The organism is Kutzneria sp. NPDC052558, assembly GCF_044547355.1.
Taxonomy (GTDB): domain Bacteria; phylum Actinomycetota; class Actinomycetes; order Mycobacteriales; family Pseudonocardiaceae; genus Kutzneria.
Window position 1 is genome coordinate 1 of the sequence record NZ_JBIUAG010000030.1, and the last position, 25,141, is coordinate 25,141.

At 70.3% G+C, this 25,141-nt stretch carries 19 protein-coding genes; 1 reads left to right on the forward strand and 18 read right to left on the reverse strand.

The window, feature by feature from the left end:
• Positions 1 to 220: 220 nt before the first annotated feature.
• The 7 genes from ACIG5F_RS38110 to ACIG5F_RS38140 form a co-directional block, all read right to left on the reverse strand.
• Positions 221 to 2,935, reverse strand: coding sequence for a hypothetical protein (locus ACIG5F_RS38110; protein WP_396524893.1), 2,715 nt, complete (start codon positions 2,933 to 2,935; stop codon positions 221 to 223).
• Positions 2,936 to 2,961: 26 nt separating this feature from the next.
• Positions 2,962 to 3,768, reverse strand: a complete 807-nt coding sequence (locus ACIG5F_RS38115; RefSeq protein WP_396524954.1) for a carbohydrate ABC transporter permease — start codon at positions 3,766 to 3,768, stop codon at positions 2,962 to 2,964.
• Positions 3,769 to 3,815: 47 nt separating this feature from the next.
• The gene (locus ACIG5F_RS38120) at positions 3,816 to 4,742 is read right to left on the reverse strand and encodes a carbohydrate ABC transporter permease (protein WP_396524894.1); all 927 of its coding nucleotides are present in this window, start codon (positions 4,740 to 4,742) and stop codon (positions 3,816 to 3,818) included.
• Positions 4,743 to 4,749: 7 nt separating this feature from the next.
• The gene (locus ACIG5F_RS38125) at positions 4,750 to 6,078 is read right to left on the reverse strand and encodes an ABC transporter substrate-binding protein (RefSeq protein ID WP_396524895.1); all 1,329 of its coding nucleotides are present in this window, start codon (positions 6,076 to 6,078) and stop codon (positions 4,750 to 4,752) included.
• Positions 6,079 to 6,318: 240 nt separating this feature from the next.
• Entirely contained in the window at positions 6,319 to 7,560 is a 1,242-nt protein-coding gene (locus ACIG5F_RS38130; RefSeq protein WP_396524896.1) for an ROK family transcriptional regulator, read from the reverse strand.
• 95 nt (positions 7,561 to 7,655) lie between these two features.
• Positions 7,656 to 8,756 (reverse strand): glycoside hydrolase family 19 protein, encoded by a 1,101-nt coding sequence (locus tag ACIG5F_RS38135; RefSeq protein WP_396524897.1) that lies wholly within the window; start codon positions 8,754 to 8,756, stop codon positions 7,656 to 7,658.
• A gap of 217 nt (positions 8,757 to 8,973) precedes the next feature.
• The gene (locus tag ACIG5F_RS38140) at positions 8,974 to 9,831 is read right to left on the reverse strand and encodes an SAM-dependent methyltransferase (protein WP_396524898.1); all 858 of its coding nucleotides are present in this window, start codon (positions 9,829 to 9,831) and stop codon (positions 8,974 to 8,976) included.
• Between the two features lie 153 nt (positions 9,832 to 9,984).
• Here ACIG5F_RS38140 and ACIG5F_RS38145 point away from each other — a divergent pair, with 153 nt between their 5' ends.
• A complete protein-coding gene (locus ACIG5F_RS38145) occupies positions 9,985 to 11,532 on the forward strand; it encodes an aldehyde dehydrogenase family protein (RefSeq protein WP_396524899.1) in 1,548 nt (515 codons plus the stop codon).
• 12 nt (positions 11,533 to 11,544) lie between these two features.
• Here ACIG5F_RS38145 and ACIG5F_RS38150 read toward each other — a convergent pair whose 3' ends face one another.
• The 11 genes from ACIG5F_RS38150 to ACIG5F_RS38200 are packed head-to-tail and all read right to left on the reverse strand — an operon-like array spanning position 11,545 to position 25,069.
• A complete protein-coding gene (locus ACIG5F_RS38150; RefSeq protein WP_396524901.1) occupies positions 11,545 to 12,117 on the reverse strand; it encodes a DUF4360 domain-containing protein in 573 nt (190 codons plus the stop codon).
• A gap of 53 nt (positions 12,118 to 12,170) precedes the next feature.
• Positions 12,171 to 12,983: an ABC transporter permease gene (locus ACIG5F_RS38155; protein WP_396524902.1), complete on the reverse strand. Its 813-nt coding sequence runs from the start codon at positions 12,981 to 12,983 to the stop codon at positions 12,171 to 12,173.
• A complete protein-coding gene (locus ACIG5F_RS38160) occupies positions 12,980 to 13,882 on the reverse strand; it encodes an ATP-binding cassette domain-containing protein (protein ID WP_396524903.1) in 903 nt (300 codons plus the stop codon). Before ACIG5F_RS38160 ends, ACIG5F_RS38155 begins: the two co-directional genes overlap by 4 nt.
• Positions 13,879 to 14,844: a 2,3-diaminopropionate biosynthesis protein SbnA gene (gene sbnA / locus ACIG5F_RS38165; RefSeq protein WP_396524905.1), complete on the reverse strand. Its 966-nt coding sequence runs from the start codon at positions 14,842 to 14,844 to the stop codon at positions 13,879 to 13,881. Before sbnA ends, ACIG5F_RS38160 begins: the two co-directional genes overlap by 4 nt.
• A gap of 12 nt (positions 14,845 to 14,856) precedes the next feature.
• Positions 14,857 to 15,891, reverse strand: a complete 1,035-nt coding sequence (sbnB, locus tag ACIG5F_RS38170) for a 2,3-diaminopropionate biosynthesis protein SbnB (protein WP_396524906.1) — start codon at positions 15,889 to 15,891, stop codon at positions 14,857 to 14,859.
• A 20-nt stretch (positions 15,892 to 15,911) separates the two neighbouring features.
• Entirely contained in the window at positions 15,912 to 16,871 is a 960-nt protein-coding gene (locus ACIG5F_RS38175; protein WP_396524907.1) for a TauD/TfdA family dioxygenase, read from the reverse strand.
• Positions 16,872 to 16,890: 19 nt separating this feature from the next.
• Positions 16,891 to 20,001, reverse strand: coding sequence for an amino acid adenylation domain-containing protein (locus tag ACIG5F_RS38180; protein ID WP_396524908.1), 3,111 nt, complete (start codon positions 19,999 to 20,001; stop codon positions 16,891 to 16,893).
• A 16-nt stretch (positions 20,002 to 20,017) separates the two neighbouring features.
• Positions 20,018 to 20,425, reverse strand: coding sequence for a hypothetical protein (locus ACIG5F_RS38185; RefSeq protein ID WP_396524909.1), 408 nt, complete (start codon positions 20,423 to 20,425; stop codon positions 20,018 to 20,020).
• Positions 20,422 to 20,637: an MbtH family protein gene (locus tag ACIG5F_RS38190; RefSeq protein ID WP_396524910.1), complete on the reverse strand. Its 216-nt coding sequence runs from the start codon at positions 20,635 to 20,637 to the stop codon at positions 20,422 to 20,424. Before ACIG5F_RS38190 ends, ACIG5F_RS38185 begins: the two co-directional genes overlap by 4 nt.
• A 2-nt stretch (positions 20,638 to 20,639) precedes the next feature.
• A complete protein-coding gene (locus ACIG5F_RS38195; protein ID WP_396524911.1) occupies positions 20,640 to 24,305 on the reverse strand; it encodes an SDR family NAD(P)-dependent oxidoreductase in 3,666 nt (1,221 codons plus the stop codon).
• Positions 24,302 to 25,069: a thioesterase II family protein gene (locus ACIG5F_RS38200; RefSeq protein WP_396524912.1), complete on the reverse strand. Its 768-nt coding sequence runs from the start codon at positions 25,067 to 25,069 to the stop codon at positions 24,302 to 24,304. The genes ACIG5F_RS38195 and ACIG5F_RS38200 overlap by 4 nt, the downstream gene beginning before the upstream one ends.
• Positions 25,070 to 25,141 lie beyond the last annotated feature (72 nt).

Sequence of the window (25,141 nt, forward strand, 5' to 3'; positions counted from 1 at the left end):
TAAGCTTCTTGCGTATCGAGGCAGGCGGAGCCTGCCCGATAGCGCCTTGATACGCCATCGCCCAGAGGCCTCCGCGCAAAATCCACCCGGAGTCACTAACCACCCCACCCCGCCCCCTAAACCGAACAACGTCCCCACCTCTCACCGCAATCCCCACCCCCCGGCAACCGCGCGGCGCGGGCACCCAAAGCACCCACACACACAACCACAACCACACCCACTACCGGAGCACCACCGACCTGATCTCCCAAGGACCAAGAGTCAGCTCAAGCCCCTCTGGCGCAGGAACGCTGGAAAGCGGCCGCCCAAGCAGATCAACAGTCGTGCCCTCGGTGAACGAACCGCTGATCCGAGCGGTCGACCCGCCAGAGGTCATGGCAACCAACCGAACTTCGGTGCCGACGTCAGGGATACGGCGGATGCTCGACACGAAGATGTCCGCCCCGTCGACCCGAATGCCGGTGCCGTCCTCGGGCAGCGGACCGCCGGCGGCGCCGGTGCCGCGAGTAACGAGTACATCGTTACGGAAGGCCTCGGCGTGGGCCACGGCCTCGGCGGCCTGCCAGCCGGCGGCGGAGGGCAGGAGGGCGAAGCGGTTGTCGATGCGGACGCCGAGTTCCTGGGCGCCGGGGGCGGGGATCTCGGAGGCGGCGGGCTCGTCGCGCAGGGGATGGATGTTGACGCTGATGGAGCCGATGGCCCGCAGCAGGGTGATCGCCAGCTCGTCGCCGCCGACGACCTCGTATTCGGTGGCGTGGTCGAGCAGCACGGTGGCCGCGCCGGCCGACACGAACGAGCTGGCGGGGAAGGTGGGGATCGGGAACTCGCCCCAGCCGCCCTCGGCGGTCAGCCCCCGCTCGGTGACGGAGAACTGGCCGCAGGACGCCGAACCGTCGACGGGCGAGGGCAGCGGCGCATGCCAGCGCAGCCGGTGATCGGCGGACCGGTTGAGGAACGAGGTCGAGACCCGCACGAACGGTTCACCGGCCCACACCTCGACCACGGTTTCCACGGGCGTTGACACAATCTCGTCCCCGCGCACGTCACGGTCATCGGACAGCGCGGTCGGCAACGGGTAGCTCCGGGTGATCCGCACCCGCGCCCGCAGCGGCCCGGTCTCCAGCACGTCGACCACGACATCGGTGGGATCGCTGACCAGCACGTCCTTGGCCGGCGGGCCGTAGTTGTAGCTGTCGCCGCGATCGCCGCCGTCGACGAGCCGCCCAACACCACGCAACACGGTGCCGTCGGCCCCTGTGATATCGAAGGTGCCGTCGGAGTTCAACTCGACGGAAACCAACCCGTTCGACAGCCCACGAGCCGTCGCCGTCGCAGACGCCACTGTCGCAGACGCCACTTCGGCCGCCGATCCGGGTTCGACGCGGAAGCTCGCCAATCCCGATGCGGGGACGTCGACCGGCACCAAGGCGGTCGCGCGGGCTTCGGCCAGGGTCAGCACCGTCCACTCCCCCGGGTGCGCGGCGGCCGCGGCGGCGACCTCGCGGCGGAGGATCATGAGGTCGAACGGGCCGCTGGTGGGCACCTCGGCGAGATGGAAGACCAGCTTGCCCGGGGTGAGCTCGTAGCGATCGATCTGACGGCCGAACAGCTCGCGGCGGTGAATGCGGCGCAGCACGCGTTCGAGCTGCGAGGCGTCGACGCGCTCGTCGCCAAGCACGGTGGGGGCCAGCGACGTCAGCTGCACCGGTCGCGTCGAACCGTCGGCGGCGGTCGCGACCAGCGCCGATTCGTCTTGCGGCGTAAGGACATCCACCTCGACCAGCGTCGTACGCGGGATGGGCAGCGGGTTGGCCACCAGATAGCCGTCGCTGGGCGCCGCGGCGGCACGCTCGGCCAGTGCGCCATCCCGAACCGCCCGCGCGATGTGCGCGGCCTCGGCCAGGCGGGCCTCGACCTGGTCAGCCGTCTCGTCCGTGCCGGAGCCGACCACCGAGTCGTGCGCCGTCGATTCGATGATCTTGTGCCATGCCAGGGCGAGGAACTGCGACTCGTCCTTGGCCGACCACAGTGCGTTCACGCGCTCGGCGTGATCGATGGTGCGCTCGGCGACGGCCATCCGCTGCTTGAGCGGGCGCCGCACGGACAGCACGCCGGGCAGGATGTTGCCCCGAACATGGCTGCGCAGCTCGCCGGTGACGACAGTGGTCACCTCGTCCCGGGCGTGTTCCTGCACGTATTCGGCCAGCGTCGCAATGGTGATCGGGCGTTCGTCGGTGGCGTCGCGTCGCAGCCAGCTCGCCAGCCGAGGGTCGGGGGCGACGTGGTCGGTGCCGGCCATCGCCAGCACCGGGTCGTTTCCCCACCGCTGCGCGGTCATCTCCGCGTACTCGTCGAGCGCACGGCCGATCTCGTCCGGCACCAGCAGCACGTCGAGGCCGTTGTCGTAGCCGTCGAACAGGAACTCGGTCCGCACCTCGGAGCCGTCGGGGCCGCGCCAGCGGAAAGCGTGGCCCTGCACGGAAGACGGGACGCCCCGCCACAGGGCCGCGTGCTCGAAGCCGGCCCGGGCCAGGATCTGCGGCATCTGCGCGACGTGCCCGAACATGTCCGGCAGATAGCCGATCGGCATCGCCCCGCCGAGCTTGGCCGCCGCCGCCCAGCCCAGCTGGAGGTTGCGCACGATGGTCTCGCCCGAGCACAGGAACTCGTCGAGCAGGATGAGCCACGGGCCGATCGCCAACCGTCCACTTGCGACCAATGCCGCGACCCGATCGCGGTTCTCCGGCCGCATCTCCAGGTAGTCCTCGACCGCGGCCAGCTGACCGTCCACAGTGAACCGGAAGTCGGGATCGGCCTCGGCCGTGGCCAACACCGTGTCCAACGCGGCGACGAGCCGGTGGCGGAACACCTGGAACGGCTCGTACCACTCCCGGTCCCAGTGGAAATGGGGCACGAAGACGGCGTTGTTCGACAAGGCTTGCTCCCCAGAGACGACGTGACTCACTTGACGGAACCGGCGGCCAGCCCGGACCGCCAGAACCGTTGCAGCAGGACGAAAACGATGATCACCGGAATGATCGACACCAGCGCGCCGGTGATCACCGACTCCTGGAGGTCGGGAATGTGCACGGTCTGGCCGTTCCACTCGTACAGGCCGAGCGTGATCGGGAACAGCGACTCCTTCTGCAGCATCACCATCGGCAGGAAGAAGTTGTTCCAGATGGCCACGAACTGGAACAGGAAGATCGTCACCAGCGAGGGCGTCATCAGCCGGACCGACACCGAGAAGAACGTGCGCAGCTCGCCGGCCCCGTCCAGCCGGGCCGCCTCCAGGATCTCGTCGGGCACGGCGGCGCCGGCGAAGATCCGGGCCAGGTACACGCCGAACGGGCTGACGATGCTCGGCAGGAACACCGCCAGGTAGGTGTTGACCAGCCCGGCCGCCGAGAACAGCAGGAACAGCGGCAGCGCCAGCGCGGTGGTGGGCACGAGCACGCCGCCGAGGATGACCGAGAACAGGAATTCGCGGCCACGGAAGCGGAACTTGGCCAGCGCGTAGCCGCACAGCGCGGAGATCAGGGTGCCGACGCCGGCGCCGAGCACCGCGTAGATCACGCTGTTCAGCGCCCACTGCGCGAAGATCCCACCGCTTCGGGAGAACAGGTCGCCCAGGTTCTCGAACAGCTGGAAGTGCGCGAACGCCAGGCCGAACGTGGAGGCCAGGTCGCCCTGCGGCTTGGTGGCAGCGACGAACAGGAAGTAGATGGGCAGCAGGAAGTAGATGGCCAGCACGAACATGATGGCCATCGACGCGGTGCGGCTGGCCAGGCGCTGCCGGGTCGCGGTGGCGCCGTTCACAGCCCGGTCCTCCTCGAGGTCAGTCGCATGAAGCCGAGGCTCAGCACGAAGGTGATCACCGCCAGCAGCACGGAGATCGCCGCCGCCTGCTGGTAGTTGTTGCCCGAGGCCACGGTGTAGGCGAGCATGTTCGGCGTGAAGGTGCTGGAGATGGTGGACGAGATCTGGCGCAGCACCGCCGGTTCGGCGTAGAGCTGCAACGTGCCGATGATCGAGAACACCGTGGTCAGCACGATCGACGGGGCGATGATCGGCACCTTGATCCGCCAGGCGATCGCCCAGTCGCCGGCCCCGTCCAGCCGCGCCGCCTCGTAGAGGTCCTGCGGGATCGCTTGCAGCGCCGAGAACATGATGAGCATGTTGTAGCCGGTCCACAGCCAGGTCGACACGTTGGCCGCCGACCACAGCACCGCGCCGGGGCCGAGGAAGTCCGGCTGTAGGCCGATGTTCTGCAACAGCTCGACCACCGGGCTCAACTGCGGCGAGTACAGGAAGGCCCACATGATCGCGGCGATCACCCCGGGCACGGCGTACGGCATGAACGCCGCGATCCGGAAGAAGGACTTGAGCCGCAACAAGGGCGCGTCCAACACCAGCGCCATCGCCAGCGCCACGAACAGCATCACCGGCACCTGCACGATGCCGAACAGCGCGATGCGGCCGAGGCTGCCCCAGAACTCGGTGTTCTGCAACGCCTGCGCGTACTGGGTGAAGCCGCCGAACGTCGTGTACAGCGTGCCGTACATGCCGCCGGTGCGGCGCTGGACCAGGAAGCTCTGCCACAGCGCGTACATCACCGGCAGCAGGTAGAACAGCACGAACGGCAGGACGAAGGGCAGCACGAACACGAGGATCGTGGCCGCCCGTGGGCGGCCGACGCCACGACGGCGACGGCCACCCACGGGCATGCTGAGGTCAGTCATGCCGAGGTCAGTTTCCCGCCACGGCCGGGATCGCCTGCGCCTTCATCGACGACAGGGCCGTCGACTGGGCGGTGGCCAGCGCGTCGGTGAGCTTGCCGGCGCCGGCCGTGGCCTTGGCCATCGCGTCCTGCAAGGCCACGTTCACCGCCTTCTGCGTCGGCCCCCAGGTGAAGCTGGTGTCGACCTGCTTGGAGGACTCGGCGAAGACGTCGAAGATCTTCTGGTTGCTGTAGTACGGAACCCCTTGCGACAGCTGGGGAAGCGCCAGGCCGGCGGTCGCCGCCGGGTAGAGCCCGCCCACCTTGTTCTCCAGCGCGAGCGCCTCCGGGTCGGAGTTCAGCCACAGGGAGAACTTGACCGCCTCGTAGAGGTGCTGGCCGCCCTTCATGAACGCCACGCTGGACCCGCCCCAGTCGCCGGACGCCGTGCTGCCGCTCCAGGTCGGCATCGGCACCACCGTCCACTTGCCGGCCTGGTCGGGCAGGTTGTCCCGGAAGTTGCCGTAGCCCCATGCGGCGCCGACATAGGTGGCGACCTGGTTCTTCTCGTACGCGGCGTACATCGGGGTGGAGGTGTTGGCCAGGTCGGTGCGGACCAGCTTGGCGTCGATGAGCTTCTGCCAGTAGTCGGCGACCTGCTTGCTCTGCGCGGAATCCACCGTGACGTGCCAGGTGTCGCCGCTGTAGCTGTACATCTTCGCCTTGGCCTGCCAGAGAAGCCCGTTGAACCACTCGGCGTTGTTGGGGTCGAAGAAGGTGATGGTCAGACTGGGGTCGGCGTCGTGCAGCTTCTGCGCGTCGGCCGCGTACTCGTCCCAGGTCTTGGGGATGGTCAGGCCGTGCTGGCTGAAGATGTCGCTGCGCACGTACAGGGCCATCGGGCCGGTGTCCTGCGGGAGCGCGAACACGCCGGTGCCGCCGAAGCTGGTCTGCGACCAGGTCCACGGCACGAACTTGTCCTTGGCCGCCATGGCGTCGGCGCAGGCCGAGGCGTCCACGAAGGCGCCCTGGGTGCGCTGGTCGGGCAGCTCGTCGTAGCCGACCTGGGCCAGGTCCGGCGCGGTGCCGGCCTTGAGCGCGTTGCCGATCGCGCCGTACTGGTCGTTGGCGATGTTCTTGGTCTGGACCTGGATGTTCGGGTTTTCCTTGTTCCACAAGGCGACCACCTGGTCCATACCGGACACCGTGTTCCAGTACTGGAGGGTGACCTTGCCCTGGGACGGCGTGCACGAGGCCGCGGTCGAACTGTCCGACGGCGCCGGCGACGAGCAGGCGGCGAGTGCCGTCACGGCGGTGGCGACCGCGGCGACTACCCCCACCAAGCGATTCTTGCTCATATTCTTCCTCACGGAGAACGGCAGGCGAACGACGCCGCCGGGTCGACGTTGACGCTTCTCACTCAAGGGGTCGCGAGGCCTCGAGACGGGGACACGGCCGCCGGGCTCCCGTGACCGGAGTTACTAAACCATATATCGTAATTACCGGCAACGATTGCTATCGCAAACTCGCAGCCGGTAATCGCTTGTGCGCAAAGGGAAACAGCGTGCCGCACGTGAGAGGGGGAAGGAGGGGCGCGGTTACTCGGCGGTGAGGAGGAGGGCGGAGGGGCGGGGCGAGAAGGTGTTGTCGAGCATGAGGGTGGCCGCGCCGACGGCGGCGACGTCGACCGGGATCGCGGACTCGACGATGCGGACGGGATGGGGCGACACCAGCGCGGGGTCGGCCCGGACCGCCTCCGGCAGGGCGGCCAGGATGACCGGGGAGATGCTGGCCCAGAAGGGACCGCCGAACACGACCTCGTCGATGTCGAGCAGGTTCACGATCACCACGATGGCCCGGGCCAGGGCGCGCGAGACGTCGGCGAGGATGGCGACCGCGGCGGAGTGGCCCTGTTGAGCCAGCTCGGCCAATCGGCGCAACGAGGAGTCCACATCGGACATATCGTCGACGTCGCCGACCTCGGCCGGCGTCAGCACACCGTCCCGCACGGCGCGTTCCACCACCACCCGCGGCACGGTCACGTAGCCGACGCAGCCACGACGGCCGCAGGTGCACACGGGACCGTCGGGATCGACAGTGATATGGCCGGCGTCGCCGGCGTTGGAGCTGACGCCGCGGACGACCTCGCCCGACAGCGACAGACCCGTGCCCAGACCGGTGCCGTAGTACATGAACGCGAAGTCGCGGCGGGTGCCGGGGCTGGCGTACCAGAGTTCGGCGATGACGGTGGCGGTGGTGTCCTTTTCCAACAGGACGGGCAGCCCGGTGGCCTCGGCGAGCGAACTACGCAGCGCGACCCGGTGCCAGTTGGGCATCATCGGCGGGTTCAGCAGCACACCGTCGTCCACGGTCACCGGCCCGGGTGAGGCGATGCCGATGCCGAGCACGCGGGACCGGTCGACGCCGGAACCGTCGATGAGCGCGTCGATCGCGGCGGCCATCTCGGCGATGACCACGCTCGCGTCGCCGGCGGTCGGCGTGCCGGTGCGCGAGTGATCCAGGATCGCCCCGGACAGATCCATCAGCACGTAGCTCACGGCGGCCGGGTCGATGTGGACGCCGACGGCGAATCCGCCGCCGGGGTTGAGCTTGACGACGGCCGCCGGCTTGCCGGGGCCGCCGGTGCGCATGCCCTGTTCCTCGATGAGGCCCGCGTCGAGCAGTCGCCGGCAGACCTTCGTCACGGTCATCGCGCTGAGCGCGGTCAGGGCGGCGATCTCCGACCGGGTGCTGCCCTCGGGCCGGCGGCGGATGGCGTCGAGCACGACCGTCTGGTTGTACTCGCCGACGGCGGGCAGATTCGTGCCCCGGTGATCCACCGCCAACCTCCTCACCGACCGTCGCCCGCCGCCAGCCTAGCGTCACGCGGCCGGAACAGCCCGAGGCGCCGAACACGACGCCCCGGGCCGGTCGGTCAGCAGTAGAGGTTGTTGCCGGCCGGGACGCCGAGCACGCCGACGATCCGGTTGTAGTTGTCCACGCGGCTCTGGACCTGGGCGGGGTTGCGGCCGTCGCACTCCAGGCTGCCGTTGATGCTGCGGATCGTCTGGCCGAAGCCGGCCCCGGTGACCATCGCGTTGTGCGGGGTCATGGTGCCCGGGCCGGTCTGCGTCATCCAGTACCAGATGCCGGTCTTCCAGGCGATCGCCGAGTCCTGCTCGACCAGGTACGGGTTGTTCAGCAGGGTGTTGCCCAGGCCGAGGGCCTGGCCGGCGGCGTAGTAGTTGAAGTTCCAGCTCAACTGGATCGGGCCGCGGCCGTAGTACGCGGCGCCGGCCGGGCAACCGTAGGGCCGGCTGGCGTCGCAGTAGTTGCCGGACTTGTCGATCTCGGTCACGTAGACCAGGTTGCCGGTCTCGTGGGCCACGTTGGCCAGGAAGGCCGCGGCCTCCTGCTTCTTCACCGTGTCGCTGCCGGTGGTGGCGAACGCCGGGTAGGCGCTCAGCGCCGCGACCAGGCCGCTGTAGGTGTAGAAGCCGTTGCGGCTGGGGAACAGCGAGTTGAACTGCGCCTCGCTGACCACGAAGCTGCCGCCGCCTCCCCCGCCGCTGCCGGGGGCGTTCCACTTCTGGTTGGCGGTGCCGGCGCAGTCCCAGATCTGTAACCGGGTGCCGTTGGCCGAGTTGTTGCCGGTGACGTCGAGGCACTTGTTGGACGCGACGTTGACGATGTCGCGGGCCGCGCTGACCGTCCAGTTCTGGGCGCCGGTGCCGTTGCAGTCGTACAGCTGCACCAGGGAGCCGTTGGCGGTGCCGCCGCTGGCGACGTCCAGGCACTTGCCCAGCGCCTGGATCTGGCCGTTGCCGACCACGTTCCACTGCTGGGCCCCGGTGCCGTTGCAGTCGTAGAGCTGCACGGCGGTGCCGTTGGCGCTGTTGGCCCCGGCGACGTCGACGCACTTGCCGGCCAGGCCGGTGATCGTGCCGGTGGCCGCCGCGGCCGGCAGGGCGGGGACGACGACCAGGGCGATGGCGGCGGCGACGCCGGCCAGCAGGGCAGAGGTTCTTCGCAGCATCGTGCTCCTTCAGGTGAGGCCGATGGCAGGGATTGCCGCCGAAGGGCAAGGCTCGGCCCGGCCGCTCGCGGGTCAGGGTGCGAACGACCGAACACGTTGTCAGACAAGCGTTTTTACGCTCCGGCACCGGTTCCGGCCCGGCGTCGGAACAGCAGTATGGCTGGTCTGGACCACGCGGGCAATAGCGGAAGAATCGGACGCCGGAAGGACTGTCGGGTCAGGGTTTGCGGGCGACCAGGCCGGCGATGCACTGCTCGACCTCGTTGAGCGGGCGCAGCCGCGGGCCGTCCGGCCACCACTCGTCGCACAGCGCCAGGCCGGGGGCCTTGTTGAGGCCGGGCGACATGATCTCCAGGCCCTCGACGAAGGCGAGCAGCTGGCTCTCGGTGCGGAACCGGCCCGAGCCCATCGGGCTGTGGATGAACAGCTGCTCCATCTTCTGCGCCAGCTCGGTCAGGCCGGGCGTCTCCGGGTCGAAGAAGTGCGCGATGACCACGAACGAGCCGCTGGGCAGGGCGTCGATGTACTCGCGCATCAGGTCGGCGCCGTCGTCGGCGTTGTAGTGGTGCAGCGTGCCCACCTGCAACAACGCCAGCGGCTGCTCGAAGTCGAGGTAGCGGCGGATCTCCTCGTTGCCCAGCACGCGCGCGGGGTTGAAGATGTCCTCGGCCACGACATGGGTGTGCGGGGCGTCCTCCAGCAGCGCGCGGCCGTGGGCCAGCACCACCGGGTCGTTGTCCACATAGACCACGGAGCTGTCGGGGTTGATGCGCTGCACGACCTGATGCGTGTTCTCGGCGGTCGGCAGGCCGGAGCCGCAGTCCAGGAACTGGGTGATCCCGCCCTGTTCGGCCACGAACCGCACCGCCCGGATCAGGAAGTTGCGATTGGACCAGGCCAGGTCGCGGACCTCGGGCGCGCGGGTGGCGACCTGCTGCAGCACCAGGCGGTCGATCTCGTAGTTGTCCTTGCCGCCCAACGCCGCGTCGTACACCCGGGCGATGCTGGCCCGCGTCGGGTCCACTCCCACCGGAACCGAGCTCGGCGCGGTGTACTCCAGATCCGACGACGACATTTCGCCCCTCCCGCGACCGGACGCCTTTTCAAGGCCCTCAACCGTAACGGGTCGGGTGCGAAGCGCAACGACCGCCCGCGTCAATCACCGGGACGGGGTATCGGGATCGTCTCTTCCCACCGGATCGGGCCGGCCGTCCGTCGCTGTGGGACGATGGCCGCGATCGTGGTCCAGGAGGTCGGCGTGCTCGATTCAGAACGAGAACTGCTCGACGTGCGCAACCCGGCCGACGGCCGTGTGGTCGGACGCGTTCCCAACGAGGGTCCGAAGGTCGTCGCCGACGCCGTGACGGCCCTGCGCGCCGCTCAGACGGCATGGGAGGCGCTGGGCCCCAAGGGACGCGGGGTGTGGCTGGGCAAGCTGCGCGATTGGCTGCTGGACAACGAGTCCCGGCTGACCGACGTGCTCCAGTCCGAGACCGTCAAGCCGCGGGCCGAGGCGGCGCTGGAAGTGCCGTTCATCTGCGACGTCATCAACTACTACGCCCGCAACGCGCCGGCGTTCCTCGCCGACGAGAAGGTGCGGGCGTCCGGGCCGATGAGCCTGCCCAAGCGGCTTCGCACGGTGTACCGCCCCTACCCCGTGGTCGGGGTGATCACGCCGTGGAACTTCCCGCTCGCCATGCCCGGGCTGGACATCGTGCCCGCCCTGCTGGCCGGCGCGGCCGTCGCGCTCAAGCCGTCCGAGGTGACGCCCCTGTCCGCGGTGGAGTTGGCCACGGGCTGGGCCGAGATCGGCGCGCCGCCGGTGCTGCGGGTGCTCACCGGGGCCGGCGCGACCGGTGCGGCTGTGGTGGACACCGTGGACTACATCCAGTTCACCGGCTCGACCCGGACCGGCCGGCAGGTCGCCCGGGCGGCCGCCGACCGACTCGTGCCGTGCGGTCTTGAGCTGGGCGGCAAGGACCCGGCGATCGTGCTCGCCGACGCCGACCTGGAGCACGCGGCCGCCGGGGTGGCGTGGGGCGGGCTGTTCAACGCCGGCCAGGTGTGCTTCTCGGTCGAGCGGGTCTACGTCGAGGCGCCCGTGTACGACCAGTTCGTCGCCCGGCTGACCGCCGTGGTCGAATCGCTGCGGCAGGGCGCGGACGGCCGCGGCTACCGGGTCGACGTCGGAGCCCTGGCCAACCAGGCCCAGCGGGACATCGTCGAACGCCACGTCACCGAGGCCGTGCAGGCCGGCGCGCGGGTGCTCACCGGCGGCAAGCCCACCGGCGCCGGCACCTTCTTCGAGCCGACCGTGCTGGTGGACGTCGACCACAGCATGTCGTGCGTGCGGGAGGAGACGTTCGGGCCGACCATCCCGGTGATCAAGGTGGCCGACGAGGACGAGGCCGTCCGGCTGGCCAACGACACCGAGTACGGCCTGTCCGCCAGCGTCTGGACCCGCGACCGCGCCCGCGGCGAGCGCATCGCCCGCCGCCTCGACGTCGGCGCCGTCAACATCAACGACGCCCTGTTCAACCTGTTCGCCCTCACCCTGCCGCACGGCGGCTGGAAGTCCTCCGGCATCGGCGCCCGCCTCGGCGGGGCCCGCGGGATCCGCAAGTACACCCGGATGCAGGCGATCACCGCTCCCCGCGGCCCCGAGCTCCAGGAACAGATCCTCTGGTACCCGTACCGGCCCGGCCGTGGCCGGGTCGTGTCCCGGATGCTCCGGGCCATGGTCGCCCGCGACCTTCGCCGCCGCTTCCGCCGCTGAGCCGATCGGTGGTCAGCAGGCCAGCCAGGACAGGTGGAACCGCGCGCTGACGCTGCCGTCGGTGGAGTCCATGGACATGAAGCTGGTCGCCGAGGCGCCGTTGAGCTGGAGGTCGGCGGTCACGGTCAGCGGCCGGCGCTCGGTGCACGGCCCGTGCACCACCGATCCGGCCGCGGGCTGGTCGCTGACCTGCCAGTCGTCCTCCATCGGACCGGAGAAGGTCTGGCTGCTGCGCCGGGTGGGCAGGCCGGTGAAGTGGTAGGTCGCCGCCTCCACGCCGCGGGCGCCGGCGTCGAGGTGGGCGAAGCCGCGGTAGTCCATCTCGTCGATGCCGTAGGCGAAGCCCGCGGGCTGGTTCACGCGAAGCGTCAGCGTGCAGTCCTTGTGCGCCGCCTGCCCGTGCCCCTGCACGAGGAAGTCGCTGTAGGTCACCGTGAACGCGGTGTTGTCGGGCGAGATCGCGACCGCGGTGGTGCTCGGCAGGCACCCCGATCCGCTGACGGTGAGCACGTCGATCGTGACCGGTTGCGGCGGCGTGACGGCCGTGGACACCGCGAACACCGCCGCGGCCAGCACAGTGCGCATGGTGGCGGACCTTATCGCCGGGGCCGAGGGCCCGACACCGCCGATCGGCACGATCAGGTGCGGCGGCGGTACTGCCAGACCGACAGGGGGACGAAGACCAGGAGCAGGCCGGCGATCCAGCCGAACGCGCCGAGCAGGCTGGCGGCGTAGGGGCCGCCGTTGAGCAGGGCGCGGGCGGTGTCGGTGACGAGGGTGGTGGGGTTGATGGCGGAGAAGGCGCGCAGCCAGGGGGGCATGGTGGCGGTGGGCACGAACATGGAGCTGCCGAACTGGAGGGGGATGGTCCAGAGGAAGCCGACGGTCTGGACGGTCTGGGGGCTGCGCACGGCGAGGCCGATGTAGGCCGACACCCAGCAGAGGGCGAAGCCGTACACGATCAGGAGGCCGAGGGCGAACAGGACCTCCAGGAGGCCGGTCTGGACGCGGAAGCCGATGATCATGGCGAAGGTGAGCATGACCAGCTGGCCGAGGGCCAGGCGGCAGAGGTCGGACAGGACCCGGCCGGTGAGGACGGCGGAGCGGCCGATGGGCAGCGAGCGGAAGCGGTCCATGAGGCCGTTGCCGAAGTCGACGGACAGGCCGATGCCGGACGCCCGCGAGGCGAAGGCGAGGGTCTGGACCATGATGCCGGGCATCAGGTACTGCAGATACGTGTGCTGGTCGGTGGCGATGGCCCCGCCGAAGACGTAGACGAAGATCAGGGTGAACACCATCGGCATCAGGGTGGCGTCCAGCAGCTGACCGGGATCGTTGCGCACCTGCACGAGGTTGCGGCGGGTGATGGCCAGGGAATGGCGGAGCACGGCCCGCGGACCGCCGCCGGAGCGCCGGTCGGCGAAGGCGGGGATCTGGGTCGCGGTGGTCACGACGTCCTCCCGGTCAGGGTCAGGAACACCTCGTCGAGGCTGGGCACCTTGGTGTCCACGGCGGCGATGCCCAGCCCGGAGCGGCTGAGCAGCCACAGCGCCCGGGTGAGAGCGGTGTCGTCGGGCAGCGGCAGCCGCACGTGGTCGTCGTCGAGGACGCCGCCGAGCAGCCGGGCGATGGCCGGCAGGTCGCGGTCGTAGGCGGGGCGCACGTGCAGGACCTGGCCGCCGACGCGGGCCCGAAGCTGCTCGGTGGGTCCGGCGGCGACGACGCGGCCGCCGTCGATGACAACGACCTCGTCGGCCAGGGCCTCGGCCTCCTCCATGTACTGCGTGGTCAGCAGCACGGTCGCGCCGCCGGCGACCAGCGCCCGCACCTCGTCCCACAAACCGTTGCGGCTACGGGGATCCAGCCCGGTGGTGGGCTCGTCGAGGAACAGCACCGACGGCTCCCCCACCAGGCTGGCGGCCAGGTCGAGCCGCCGCCGCATGCCGCCGGAGTAGGTCCGCACCGGCCGGCCGGCCGCGTCGACCAGGTCGAACCGCTCCAGCAGCTGCTCGGTTCGCTGCCGGGCGCCCCGCCGCGAGAGGTCGAGCAGGCGGCCGATGAGATACAGGTTCTCCCGGCCGGAGATGCCCTCGTCCACGGTGGCGTACTGGCCGGTCAGCCCGATCATGCGCCGGACCTGGTCGGCCTCCCGCACCACGTCGTGGCCGTGCACGCTGGCCCGCCCGCCGTCGGGGCGCAGCAGCGTGGTCAGCATCCGGACGGTGGTGGTCTTGCCGGCGCCGTTCGGCCCGAGCACCCCGAGCACGGTCCCGGTCGGCACGACCAGGTCCACGCCGTCGACGGCGGTGGCCCGGCCGAACCGCTTGACCAGCCCCTCGGCCTTGATCACCGGACCAGCTCCTTCTCCGACAGGTCGCCGTAGAGGTCGTGGACCCAGTTGCTCTGATACACAGTGTCCAAATACCGCTCACCCAGGTCGGGCGCGATGGCGACGGCGGTCAGACCGTCGTCGCCGTGCCGGGCCAGCCAGGACATCGCCCCGCTGACCACCGTGCCGGTGGAGCCGCCGAAGAGAAATCCGCGCCGGGCCAGCCGGTGGCAGGCCCGGATGGTGTCGTCCTCGGCCACCATCACGACTTCGTCCACATAGGACTCGTCCAGCAGCGCGGGCCGCACGCTGGTGCCAAGGCCGGGGATCATGCGGCGGCCGGCGGGGCCGCCGAAGGTCACCGAGCCGACGCTGTCCACCGCGATCACCCGCACCGGCCGGTGCCACTCGCGGAAGAACCGCGCGCAGCCCATCAGGGTGCCGGTGGTGCCGGCCCCGACGAACAGCACGTCCAGCTTGGGGAACGCCCGCGCGATGGCCGGGGCGGTGCGCCGCCGGTGGGCCTTCCAGTTGTTCTGGTTGCGGTACTGGTTCAGCCACACGTACCGGTCGTCCGAGTCGACCAGGGAGCGCACGAACGTGATGCGCGCGCCCAGGAAACCCTCGACCGGGTCCGGCTCGGCGATGATGTGCACCTGGCTGCCCAGCGCCTCCATCAGCCGCCGGGTGGACAGGTTGCACCGCGAGTCGGTGACGCACAGGAAGCCGTAGCCCTTGCTGGCGGCGATCATCGCCAGCGCCACGCCCAGGTTGCCGGACGAGGACTCCACCAGCACCGAGCCCGGCCCCAGCAGCCCGGAGCGCTCGGCGTCGGCCACCATCTCGGCCGCGGCCTTGAGCTTGATCGAGCCGGCGAAGTTGAAGCCCTCGACCTTCAGGTACAGCGACCGGTCGAACACCGGCTCGAGGTCCACGTAGAGGTCCTCGGTGTTGTGCTCGTGCGGAGCGGTGATGACAGGCACGGCCCGGTCCCCTCAGCCGAAGCGGCGCAGTTCGTGGAAGAAGTCGTCCACGACGCGCAGCTGGCCGTTGGCGGTGATCTCGTCGTAGACGTGCTTGCCCACGGCCAGGTCCAGCACGCCGAGACCGAACGGGGAGAACACGACCGGACGGTCGGCCGGGATGGTCACCTCGCCGGCCATCACCTCGGCCAGCGTGCCGTCCAGGAAGTCCCGGCTGCCGGTCTGCTGCTCGGCCAGGTGCGGCGAGGTGTTGGCCTTCAGGCAGTGCTCCACGTCGTCCACGATGTTGACCGCGGACAGGATGATCTCCGGCGACAGGTCGCGCAGGGACACGTGCAGCACCAACGGGTTGTGCTCGAACCACTTCGGGTCGTGCACGTGCGGCTCGCCGGCGACGGTGGCGAACACGACCAGGTCGCTGGCCCGGATCAGGGACTCGGCGCTGTCGTGGATGGTCGCCTTGGCGCCGGTGGTCCCCAGGTAGCCGTCGAAGCCGGCGGCGCTGTCGGCGGACAGGTCGAACACGCCGGTCTCGTCGAAGTCCCAGCCGGTGCCGACCAGGTAGCGGTGGATGTAGCGGGCGATCAGGCCGGTGCCGATGAAGCCGACCCTGCGCGGCCGCACGCCCCGGGCGTCACCCAGCACGCTCGCGGCCAGCGCGGCCGACGCGGCGGTGCGGGTGGCGCTGATGATGGAGCTTTCCAGGCAGGCGAACGGATAACCGGTCTCGCGGTCGTTGAGGATCAGCACCGCCGAGGCGCGCGGAATGCCGGCCTGCACGTTCTCCGGGAAGCTGGAGATCCACTTCAGGCCGTCCACGGCGACGTCGCCGCCGATGGAGGCGGGCAGCGCGATGATCCGGGAGCTCGGCCGGTCCGGGAAGCGCAGGAAGTACGACGGCGGGTTCACCGAGTCGCCGGCGCCGTGCGTGACGTAGGTGCGGGCGACCAGGTCGGCGACCAGTTTCTCCTGGCCCTCCAGGGCTTCCTGGACTTGGGCGCCGGTGATGACGGCGAACGTGGGTGTGTCCGGCACAGCGGTCTCCATGGTGGTGGGAGGGACGGGGGTCACCCGTGGGTCTGGACGGTCGGCGCGCAGTCGGCGAGCCGCACCGGGTCGCCCATGCCGACCAGCACCTCGCGAGCGCCCTCGTAGGGCTCCCGGCTGTGCGCGGTGCGGATGTTGTCCACCAGCATCAGGTCGCCCGCCTGCCAGGGCTCCCGCACGGTGTTGGCCTCGTAGACCTTGTTCAGCAGCTGCACGACGTCCTCGCCGATCGGCTCGCCGTCACCGAAGGCGGTGTTGAACGGCAGCGCCTCCGGGCCGTACACCTCGACCAGGTACTCCCGCACCTCGGGGGCCATCGTCCACTCGTTGAGGAAGGCGATCTGGTTGAACCAGCAGCGCCGGCCGGCGCCCGGGTGAGTGATGACCGCGCTGCGGCGCTGGCGGGTGCGCAGGCCGCCGTCGGCCTGCCACTCGAAGGCGATTCCGTTGGCGCGGCAGTAGTTCTCCACCGCGCAGCGGTCCTCGGTGCCGAACGCCTCGGCGTAGGGCACGCCGATCTCGTCGTTGTAGTTGCGGGTCAGCAGCCAGCCCTCGCGCTCGAACCGCTCGACCAGGTCGGCCGGCAGCGCGTCGAGCACGGTCGGCGAGTCGCTGACCGCGGTCGCGCCGCCCCTGTCGGGGGCGCTGAGGCAGGCGAACAGCATGAGGCTGGGGAACTCCAGCGAGTAGCTGAGCTCGTGGTGCATGCACATCGGCTGGTTGGGCGGCCACTTGGAGGACGAGTACACGCCGTCGGAGTAGTTCCAGCGCGGCGCGAACGCCTCCTTCTCGGCCATCAGCGAGCCGGTGAGCGCCCGGAAGACCGAGCCGACGGTGTCGGCGTCGCGCAGGCCAAGGCCGCGGACGACGGCCGAGCCGTGCTCGGCGACGACGGCCTTGAGGTGCTCGCGGTTGGCCGCGGCCCAGCCGGCCGCGTCACCGGCGGCGTCCGCCGCCACGACCTCGATTGAGCTGGACATCGTGAATCGCCTTTCGTGGTCAGGAACTGGGGATCAGCTCGGCTGCGAGCACCACGGCCTCGGCCGCAGCTTCGGGCCTGGTGCGCAGGAAGTAGTGGCCGCCGTCCGACAGCTCGCGCACGGTCACCTCGTCGGCGAGCAGGTCCCAGTCGACGCGGCCGGCCGTGGCCGAATCGTCTTGTGCGACAAGGGCTGTGACGGGTGCGGCGAGCTTGGCCGGCGGGTTGTCGATGGCGTCGGCGAAGAAGGTGTGCGCGGTCACGCAGTCGTGCCGGTAGGCCGCGCCGACGTGTTCGGCCCGCTGGGCGTCGAGTTCGCCGAGTTCGGTGTAGGCCTGGTCGGCGCTCAGCCGGGCGGCGATCTCGGCGTCGGTGCGGGTCTCCAGCTCGGCGATGGTCGCGCGACGGTCGGCGGCCTGGCCGAGCAGCTGCGCGCCCAGGATCACCCGGCGCACGGTGACGCCACGGCGTTCGAGCTCGCGGGCGGCAGCCAGCGCGAAGGCAGTGCCGCTGGAATGCCCGTACAGCAGCACGTTCTCCCGCTGGCCGAGTTCGGTGACGACCTGGTCGACGACCTTGTCCAGTGGGGCGAACGGTTCCCGCTCGGCGGCCAGGTCGTGGCCGGGCAGCTCCACCGCGTAAACGCCGAGTCCACTTCCCTGCAACGCCTTGGCCATCGGCTGGAAGTTCACCGCGTTGCCACCGGCGTAGGGGAAGCACACCAGCGTGCCCGCGGTTCCGTCCGATTCGGACAGTCGGTGCAGGATCCCGGTGTCCTTGCCGTTCAGGCCGTCCAGCAGCGCGGCGAGGTCGGTCAGCACGGGGTTGCTGGTGATGTCCTTCAGCGACACGGCGCGTTCGAGGGCGATCGCCAACTTCACCGCGGACAGCGATGTGCCGCCCCGGTCGAAGAAGTGGTCGTCCCGGCCGATCTGGTCCACCGGCACACCCAGCACCTTGGACCAGGCGGCGGCCAGCCGGTGCTCGGTCGGCGTGGCCGGGGCTTCGCCGGTCTCGGTCTCGGCCAGCTCGGCGGCCAGCGTGGTCAGCGCCTTCTTGTCGATCTTGCTGTTGGCCGTCAGCGGCAGCGTGTCCCGGTGGTGGTAGGTGGTCGGCACCATGTACTCGGGCAGCGACTCACCCAGCGTCTCGCGCAGCAGATCGACCGGGATCTCCGCCGGGCCGGCGTAGAACGCGACGAGGTGCTTGCTGTGGTCGGCACGTTCGGCGACGACCACCGCGCCGTCGCGGACTCCGGGAACGAGCAGCAGCTTGTTCTCGATCTCGCCGATCTCGATGCGGAAGCCGCGGATCTTGACCTGGCTGTCGCGGCGGCCGAGGAACTCCAGCTTGCCCTCGGGCAGCCAGCGGCCGTGGTCGCCGCTGCGGTAGAGCCGCTCCCCCGCCCGGTGCGGGTCGGTCAGGAACGCCGCCGCGGTGCGGTCCGGGTCGTTGACGTAGCCCCGGCCGACGCAGACGCCGGAGAACACGATCTCGCCGGGCGCGCCCAGCGGCACCGGGTTCAGGCGCTCGTCGACGATGTAGACGTGCACGTTGCCGATGGCCGGGCCGAGCGGAACCCGGTCCCGGTCGGGCGCCCGGTCCATGACCTCGTGGTTGGTGTCGTCGGAGGTCTCGGTGAGGCCGTAGGCGTTGGCCAGCTTGACGCCCGTGGTCATGGCGAACCAGCGCTGGGTGAGCTCCTTCTTCACCGCCTCGCCGGTCACCGACACGCAGCGCAGGTCCGGCAGCTCGCGCCGGTGTTCGTCCAAATAGGACAGCACGACCTCGAGGTAGGACGGCACGACCTGGAGGATGTTCACCCGGCCGGTGGCGATCCGGTCCACGAACCGGGCCACGTCCATGATCACGTCCTGCTCGACCAGCACCGTCCGGCCGCCGACCAGCAGCGCCGACACCAGCTGCCACAGGGAGATGTCGAAGCACTGCGGCGCGACCTGGGCCACCACGCTGCCGGGCTCGATGGCCAGGTCGTCGATCTTGGCGTACAGGTGGTTGAGCATGCCTGCCTGCTCGCACATCGCGCCCTTGGGCTCGCCGGTGGAGCCGGAGGTGAAGTAGATGTAGGCCAACTGGTCCGACGTGACGGTGACACCCAGATCGGTGTCGGCGTGGCCCTCCGCATAAGCCTTTTCCACGTACAGGATCTCGGTTCCGTCACCGACAGCCCGGTCGCTACCGGCCTCGGTCAGCACCAGCCGGCAGGCCGCGCGGCCCAGGGTGCGGGCGATGCGGTCGGCCGGGAAGTGCGGCTCGATCGGCAGATACGCCCCGCCGGCCTTGAAGATGGCCAGCACCGAGGCCATCCAGTCCAGGTTCCGCTCGGTCACCACGGCGACGACGTCCTCGCGCGCCAGGCCCCGGGCCAGCAGCGCCCGGCCGATCTGGTTGGCGCGGCGGTTCAGTTCGGCGTAGGTCCACTCAGTGTCGCCGTGCACGGCGGCTATGGCATCGGGGTTCTCACGGACCTGCTGCTCGAACAGCTCGTGGAAGCGCTGGTCCGGAAGTTCGCGGCGAGGGCCGGCCAGGCCGTGGATCTGGTGGTGCAGTTCCTCCTCGGACAGCAGGCTGCGCTGCCAGTCCCCGGCCCGCAGCGCCTTGAGCGCGGCCAGGTGGTAGCCGGCGATGCGCTCGGCCATCGGGGCGTCGATGACATCGGTGCGGTACCGGATGGTCAGCGTTTCCCCTTGCTGGGAAACGGAAAGGACAGTGTCCTTGGCCGGCGCCGCGCCGACCAGGTCCAGTTCGATCTCGTACGGCGGCGTGTCGGTCGCGACGTCAAACGGCTGGTGTGCCACCACTTCCCGCTCGGTCCGGCGCACGGCGTCGAGCAGCTCGTCCCAGCTGTCGACGTCCGTGCTGACCCGGAACGGCAGCGGCCGGCCGGCCTCCGGCACGTACCCGGTGACCACGTCCCGGTCGCCGGACAGGGCGGCGATCACCTTGGCGTGCGCGGCGATCAGCGCGACGCGCCCGGTGCGCAGGTCGACGGGCAGCTTCACCTCGAACTCGGCGATCCGGCCGTCGCCGCCGCCGAGCACCCACCTGGGCACGGCGGTGAACCCGCCCGCGGCGAGCACGCCCTGCCAGAACTCCCGGCCGGTAGCCATCGGGGTCTTTCCTCTCCTAGTTGGGCGTGACGGTGGTGGCCGGGCCACACACGGTGTCGTTGTCGTCCGCGCAGACCTTGAACATGACCTCGGTGAAGAACGCGTTGGTCACGGCGGACAGCGAGACCGGCAGGCTGCCCTTGCCGCACTGCGGCCCCGACTTGGTGCGCTGGGTGTGCACCGGCTTGTCCGGGACCTTGTAGCTCACCATCGTCACGTGGTAGCAACCGCTGCCACCGGTGACGGTCAGCGTGCCGGTGGCCTTGACCTGCGGGAACTGCGCGTGGTCGGACGTGATGGCGCCGCTGGCGCTCGCCTGCTGGTAGTTCACGCTCCAGGGCGTGCCGGCGGCGGTCGCGGCCTGCGCGGTGCCGGCGGCGATGACGGTCAGGGCCAGCACCGCCGGCGCGATCTTCGTGATCACTGGGCTGCCGCCATGCGCTCGACGAGGCTCTTGGGCCGCATGTCGGTCCAGTTCTGCTCCACGTAGTCCAGGCACTCCTGGCGGGCGGCCGGGCCGTGGGCCTTGGTCCAGCCGGCCGGCGCCTCGACGAACTCGGGCCACAGCGAGTGCTGCCCCTCGTCGTTGACGAGCACCAGATAGGTGCCGTCGTTGTTCTCGAACGGGTTGGTCATGGCTAGCCTTTCAGTTCCTTGGCCAGTACGGTGGCCAGTTCGCCGACGGTCGGGTGCTCGTAGAGCTGGTGCACCAGCAGGGAAGCGTCCAGCGCGCTGTTGGTGCGGGCGACGAGCTGGGCGGCGCGCAGCGAGCTGCCGCCCAGGTCGAAGAAGCGGTCGTCACGGCCGATTCGGGGCCGGCCAAGGACTTCGGCCCACAGCTGCGCCAGCTGCCGCTCCAGGTCGGTGGCCGGTGCGACGTAGTTGTCCTGCCGGGCGACGGTGGCGGCGGCGAGCAGCTGGGCCTGGTCGATTTCGCCGTCCACGCGGGGAATCTCCGGCACGGCGACCAGTCGCACCGGCACCGGGCTGCGATGGGCGGCGTCAGGCAGGCCGGGCTTGGCGTCCCCGGTGTAGGCCAGCACGATCTCGCTGGTGCGGGACTGGTCGGCGGCGAGCTCGGCGACGATGTGCTCGTTGCTGCCGTCGAGGCCGACCAGCAGGTGCACGTGCTCGGCCGCCAGCGCGACCAGGAGCGACTCCAGGCCCTGTTCCGCCGTGATGGCACGGAATCCGCGGGCCTTGGCCGCGTCGGCCGGGGCCCCTTGGTTCATGCCGGCGTCGGACCACATGCTCCACGCCAGGCAGCGCACCGGCCGCCCGAGCTGGCGGCCCCAGTGGTCGGCGAAGCCGTTGAGGAAGCTGTTGGCCGAGGAGTAGGCCCCGAACGAGCTGCCGCCGAAGTCCCCGTTGACCGAGGAGAACAGCACCAGCAACGCGTCCGGGCGCTCGGTGAGCACCTCGGCGATGGCCAGCGTGCCCAGGACCTTGGCCCGGTAGTTGTCGTCGAAGGCCTGGCGCGACTCGATGATCATCTTGTGCCGCTCCAGTTCCGACCACTGGCCGGAGACGTCGGCGCTGGCCAGGTGCAGCACGCCGGCCAGCGGCCCGTGCCGTTCCTCGGCCGCCGCGACCGCCGCGCCCAGCGCCGTCGCATCGGCCACGTCCAGCGCGTGGTACTCGACATCGCCGAGGATCTGGAGGTCCTGGAGCCGCTCGTCGTCGGCGTCGACCTCGGACCGGCCTACCAGCAACAACTTCACCTGGTACGCCGCGAGCAGGTACTGGGCGATCTCCCGGGCGATGCCGCCCAGACCGCCGGTGATCAGGTACAGGCCGCTGGGTTCGATGGCTGCCGGTCGCTCATCGCCCAGCGCCACCGGCCGGAGCTTCGGTGTGAGCCGCTGGCCGTCGCGGTAGGCGACCAGATCGGCCGTGGCCGGGGACTTCAGCTCGGTGCGGATGACGGACGCGATGTCGTCGGTGTCGACGTCGACCAGCCGAACCAGCGGCGCCACACGCTCGGCGGCGGCGGTGCGGATCAGGCCGGGCAGAGTCGCCTTGGCCACGTCCAGCTCGTCGCCGGGCCGGGCCCAGACGCCGTTGGCCGTCAACACCAGGAACCGCTGGCCGGTCAGGGTTTTGACGGCCGACCGTACCGAGTGGACGGTGATGTCGAGCGAGCCACCGGAATGGTGCAGGCCGAGAGCGTGCACAACCACCGTCGGCTGGCGTTCTTCCAGCAGCCGAGTGAAGTTCTCGGCATTGGCAACTACGATCTCCGGGTCGTCGATCTCGGCGCCGTCGGGGGCCAGCACCAGCCACGGGCCGGCCGGCGGCTCACCGGAAGCGTCCTCGGTGGACAGCCAGGCCTTGTCGAAGAACCAGTTCGGCAGCGCGCCCTCGGGCTCGTGGCCGCCGTCCAGCTCGCTGATCACGTCGTCGAACTCGCCGGCCTTGAGGTCCTTGACCAGCTGCGACCGCTGGATCTTGCCGCTGGCGGTCTTGGGGAACGACTCGCGCGGCACCGGGATGGCATGGCGGGGCTGGAGACCGATCTGCTCGGACAGCGTGGCCTTGATCTGGTTGACGGTGGCGCGCTGCTCGGCCGGGCGGTCGGAGCTGGGCACGAAGAACACCACGAGCTGGTCGGTGTCGCCGTCGGACTCGGCGTAGGCGCAGGCCGCCACGAAGGTGACCTCGGCCCCGTCGACCTGCTCGACGATGGACTCGATGTCGTAGCTGAGGAAGTTCGCGCCCTGGATGATGATCAGGTCGTTCTCGCGGCCGGTGATGCTGAGCCGCCCGTCGTGCAGGAAGGCCAGGTCGCCGGTGGTGAACCAGCCGTCGGCGGTGAACGAGGCGGCGTTGGCGTCCGGGTTGCGGTGGTAGCCGGTCATGATCGTGGGGCCGGCGGCCTGCAACCGTCCGATGTGGTCCTCGGGCAGCACCCGGTCCTCGTGGTCCACGATCCGCAGCCGCACGCCCGGTTGGGGCCGGCCGACCTCGGTGAAGGTGACCGTGTCCTGGTCGTCGTCGACGGCCGGGCGCAGCCGGCCGGACATGGAGTCCTTGCGGAAGCGCAAAGTCCCCATGGTGGGGTCCACACTGGACAGTGCCGAGGACACGATGCCGGACGAGGTCTCGGACATGCCGTAGGCCGGGCGAATGGCGTCGGCCGGCAGGCCGTAGGGCTGGAGGATCTGGCCGAAGCGCTGGGCGGTGCGGCTGACCACGGCCTCGCCGCCGTTGAGCACATACCGGAGACACGACAGGTCCCAGTCGCGGCCGGCCGCGCTGTCGGCGTGCTCGTTGAACAGCGCGAACGCGAAGTTCGGGGCCCAGGTGCGGGTGGCGCGGTGCCGGTGCGTCCACTCCATCCAGCTCGCCGGCTCGGCCAGGAAGGCCTCGATCTCGGCGTTGACGTACTTCTGCCGCAGCACGACCGCCGACACGTGGAACATCACGATGCCGCCGACGTGGTCCAGCGGCATCCAGTTCAGGGCCACGTCGTCGGCGGTGAAGTCGTTGGCCATGGCGTCGCCGACGCTGCGGGCCACGATGCTGCGGTTGAGGTGCCGCACGCACTTCGGCACGCCGGTGCTGCCGGAGGTGAGCAGGTGCAGCGCCGGGTCGTCCGGGGTGGCCGGGAACCAGTCGGTCGACTCCTCGTTGCCCAGCAAGGGTTCCAAGGCCTCGATCCGCAGGTCCTCGACGTCCCACAGCACGGACAGGCCGCGGGCGGCGGCCAGCAGCCGCTGGTCGGTCAGGATCAGCGGCCGGTCCAGCAGCTCCCAGGAGTTGAACAGCTTGCGGGTGACGGCGTTGTCGCGGTCGTAGCCCAGCGGCGTGCCGACCGGCGTCGGCAGGAGACCGCCGAGCACGCAGGCCCAGAACGCCACCAGGAAGTTGCGGTTGTCGCCGAACTGGAACAGCACCGGGTCGCCGGGCTGAAGGCCCAGGTCACGCAGGCCGGTCAGGGCGCGCTGCGCCTCGGCCAGCAGTCGGGGGTAGCTCTGGAACTCCTCGCCTCCGTTGGCCGCGATGTAGGCGACTCCCTTGTCCGGCACCAGTTCCGCCGCCAGCTTCAGGGCTTCCTGAAGGGTCGCGGGGTCGCCGGGCCGGGGCGCGTAGTCGCCGCCGAAGGCCTCGGCCGGGGACAAGCCGTCAGAGTCCACTGTGGACCGATGCTCGGCCGGCTTCGCCGCGCGGGGCTTGGCCGCGCGGGTCACGCGGGCTTCGCGGCGGACGACCGCGACCGCGTCGGTGACGCCGTCCTCGGCGCGCACGGCGGCGGCGAGGTCGGCCAGCAATGCCGGGTCGACGCCGTTGTCGGTGACCGTCATGGGATCCGAACCTCCTGGCGCAGCACGGAACCGATGGCCTGGGCCAGGTCCGCGCCGGAATCGTTGAGGTAGAAGTGGCCGCCCTCGAACATGTGCCGGGCGAAGGGACCGGTGGTGTGGTGCCGCCACTCGTCCAGGCCGTCGACCGGCGCGCGCTCGTCGTCGTGACCGCTGAACACGGTGATCGGCGCGAAAAACGGCTCGCCTGCCTGGTAGCTGTACGTCTCGCCGAGGGTGAAGTCGGCCCGCAGCGCGGGTGACAGCACGTTCATCAGGTTCTCGTCGACCGCGCCGGCCGTGCCGCCGAGCCCGCGCACCGCGGCGCGGAACTCGGGTTCCGGCAGTTCGTGCAGCTGGGGCAACGAGATCGGGTAGTCGGGGGCGACGTGCCCGGACAGCAGCAGCTGCGCGGGCTCGATGCGTCGCTTGTCCCGCAACGCCTTGGCCAGCTCGTAGGCGAGGAGCGCGCCGACGCTGTGGCCGAACAGGGCGAAGCTGCCCTGGAGATAGGGCCGCAGCGCCAGCGCGATCGTCCGGACCGCCGCAGTCATGGTGGTCAGCGGCTGCTCCTTGACGCGGTCCTCGCGTCCGGGCAGCTGCACCGCGATCAGCTCGATGTCGTCGGGCAGCCACGCGGGCCACTCCGCGTACCCGGCCGCGCCGCCGCCCGCGTACGGGAAGCAGATCAGCCGGTGGCGCCAGTGCGCCCGGCGCGCGCGGCGCACGTACGGGGACTCCACCACGAACCTGTCGACATCAGCCATGACGTTCCGGACCACCTTGTGAGCTAGTGGTTTTCTCTGGTTTCCAACCTAGGCAGGGCGCTTATCGCACCC

What these genes read in the sequence shown, in the direction of transcription:
- ACIG5F_RS38180 (WP_396524908.1), bottom strand. Translation starts at nt 20,001, where the DNA reads ATGGCTACCGGCCGGGAGTTCTGGCAGGGCGTGCTCGCCGCGGGCGGG.
- ACIG5F_RS38115 (WP_396524954.1), bottom strand. Translation starts at nt 3,768, where the DNA reads ATGGCCATCATGTTCGTGCTGGCCATCTACTTCCTGCTGCCCATCTAC.
- ACIG5F_RS38195 (WP_396524911.1), bottom strand. Translation starts at nt 24,305, where the DNA reads ATGACGGTCACCGACAACGGCGTCGACCCGGCATTGCTGGCCGACCTC.
- ACIG5F_RS38190 (WP_396524910.1), bottom strand. Translation starts at nt 20,637, where the DNA reads ATGACCAACCCGTTCGAGAACAACGACGGCACCTATCTGGTGCTCGTC.
- ACIG5F_RS38120 (WP_396524894.1), bottom strand. Translation starts at nt 4,742, where the DNA reads ATGACTGACCTCAGCATGCCCGTGGGTGGCCGTCGCCGTCGTGGCGTC.
- ACIG5F_RS38150 (WP_396524901.1), bottom strand. Translation starts at nt 12,117, where the DNA reads ATGCGCACTGTGCTGGCCGCGGCGGTGTTCGCGGTGTCCACGGCCGTC.
- ACIG5F_RS38175 (WP_396524907.1), bottom strand. Translation starts at nt 16,871, where the DNA reads ATGTCCAGCTCAATCGAGGTCGTGGCGGCGGACGCCGCCGGTGACGCG.
- ACIG5F_RS38125 (WP_396524895.1), bottom strand. Translation starts at nt 6,078, where the DNA reads ATGAGCAAGAATCGCTTGGTGGGGGTAGTCGCCGCGGTCGCCACCGCC.
- ACIG5F_RS38140 (WP_396524898.1), bottom strand. Translation starts at nt 9,831, where the DNA reads ATGTCGTCGTCGGATCTGGAGTACACCGCGCCGAGCTCGGTTCCGGTG.
- ACIG5F_RS38145 (WP_396524899.1), top strand. Translation starts at nt 9,985, where the DNA reads ATGGCCGCGATCGTGGTCCAGGAGGTCGGCGTGCTCGATTCAGAACGA.
- ACIG5F_RS38200 (WP_396524912.1), bottom strand. Translation starts at nt 25,069, where the DNA reads ATGGCTGATGTCGACAGGTTCGTGGTGGAGTCCCCGTACGTGCGCCGC.
- ACIG5F_RS38135 (WP_396524897.1), bottom strand. Translation starts at nt 8,756, where the DNA reads ATGCTGCGAAGAACCTCTGCCCTGCTGGCCGGCGTCGCCGCCGCCATC.
- sbnB (WP_396524906.1), bottom strand. Translation starts at nt 15,891, where the DNA reads ATGGAGACCGCTGTGCCGGACACACCCACGTTCGCCGTCATCACCGGC.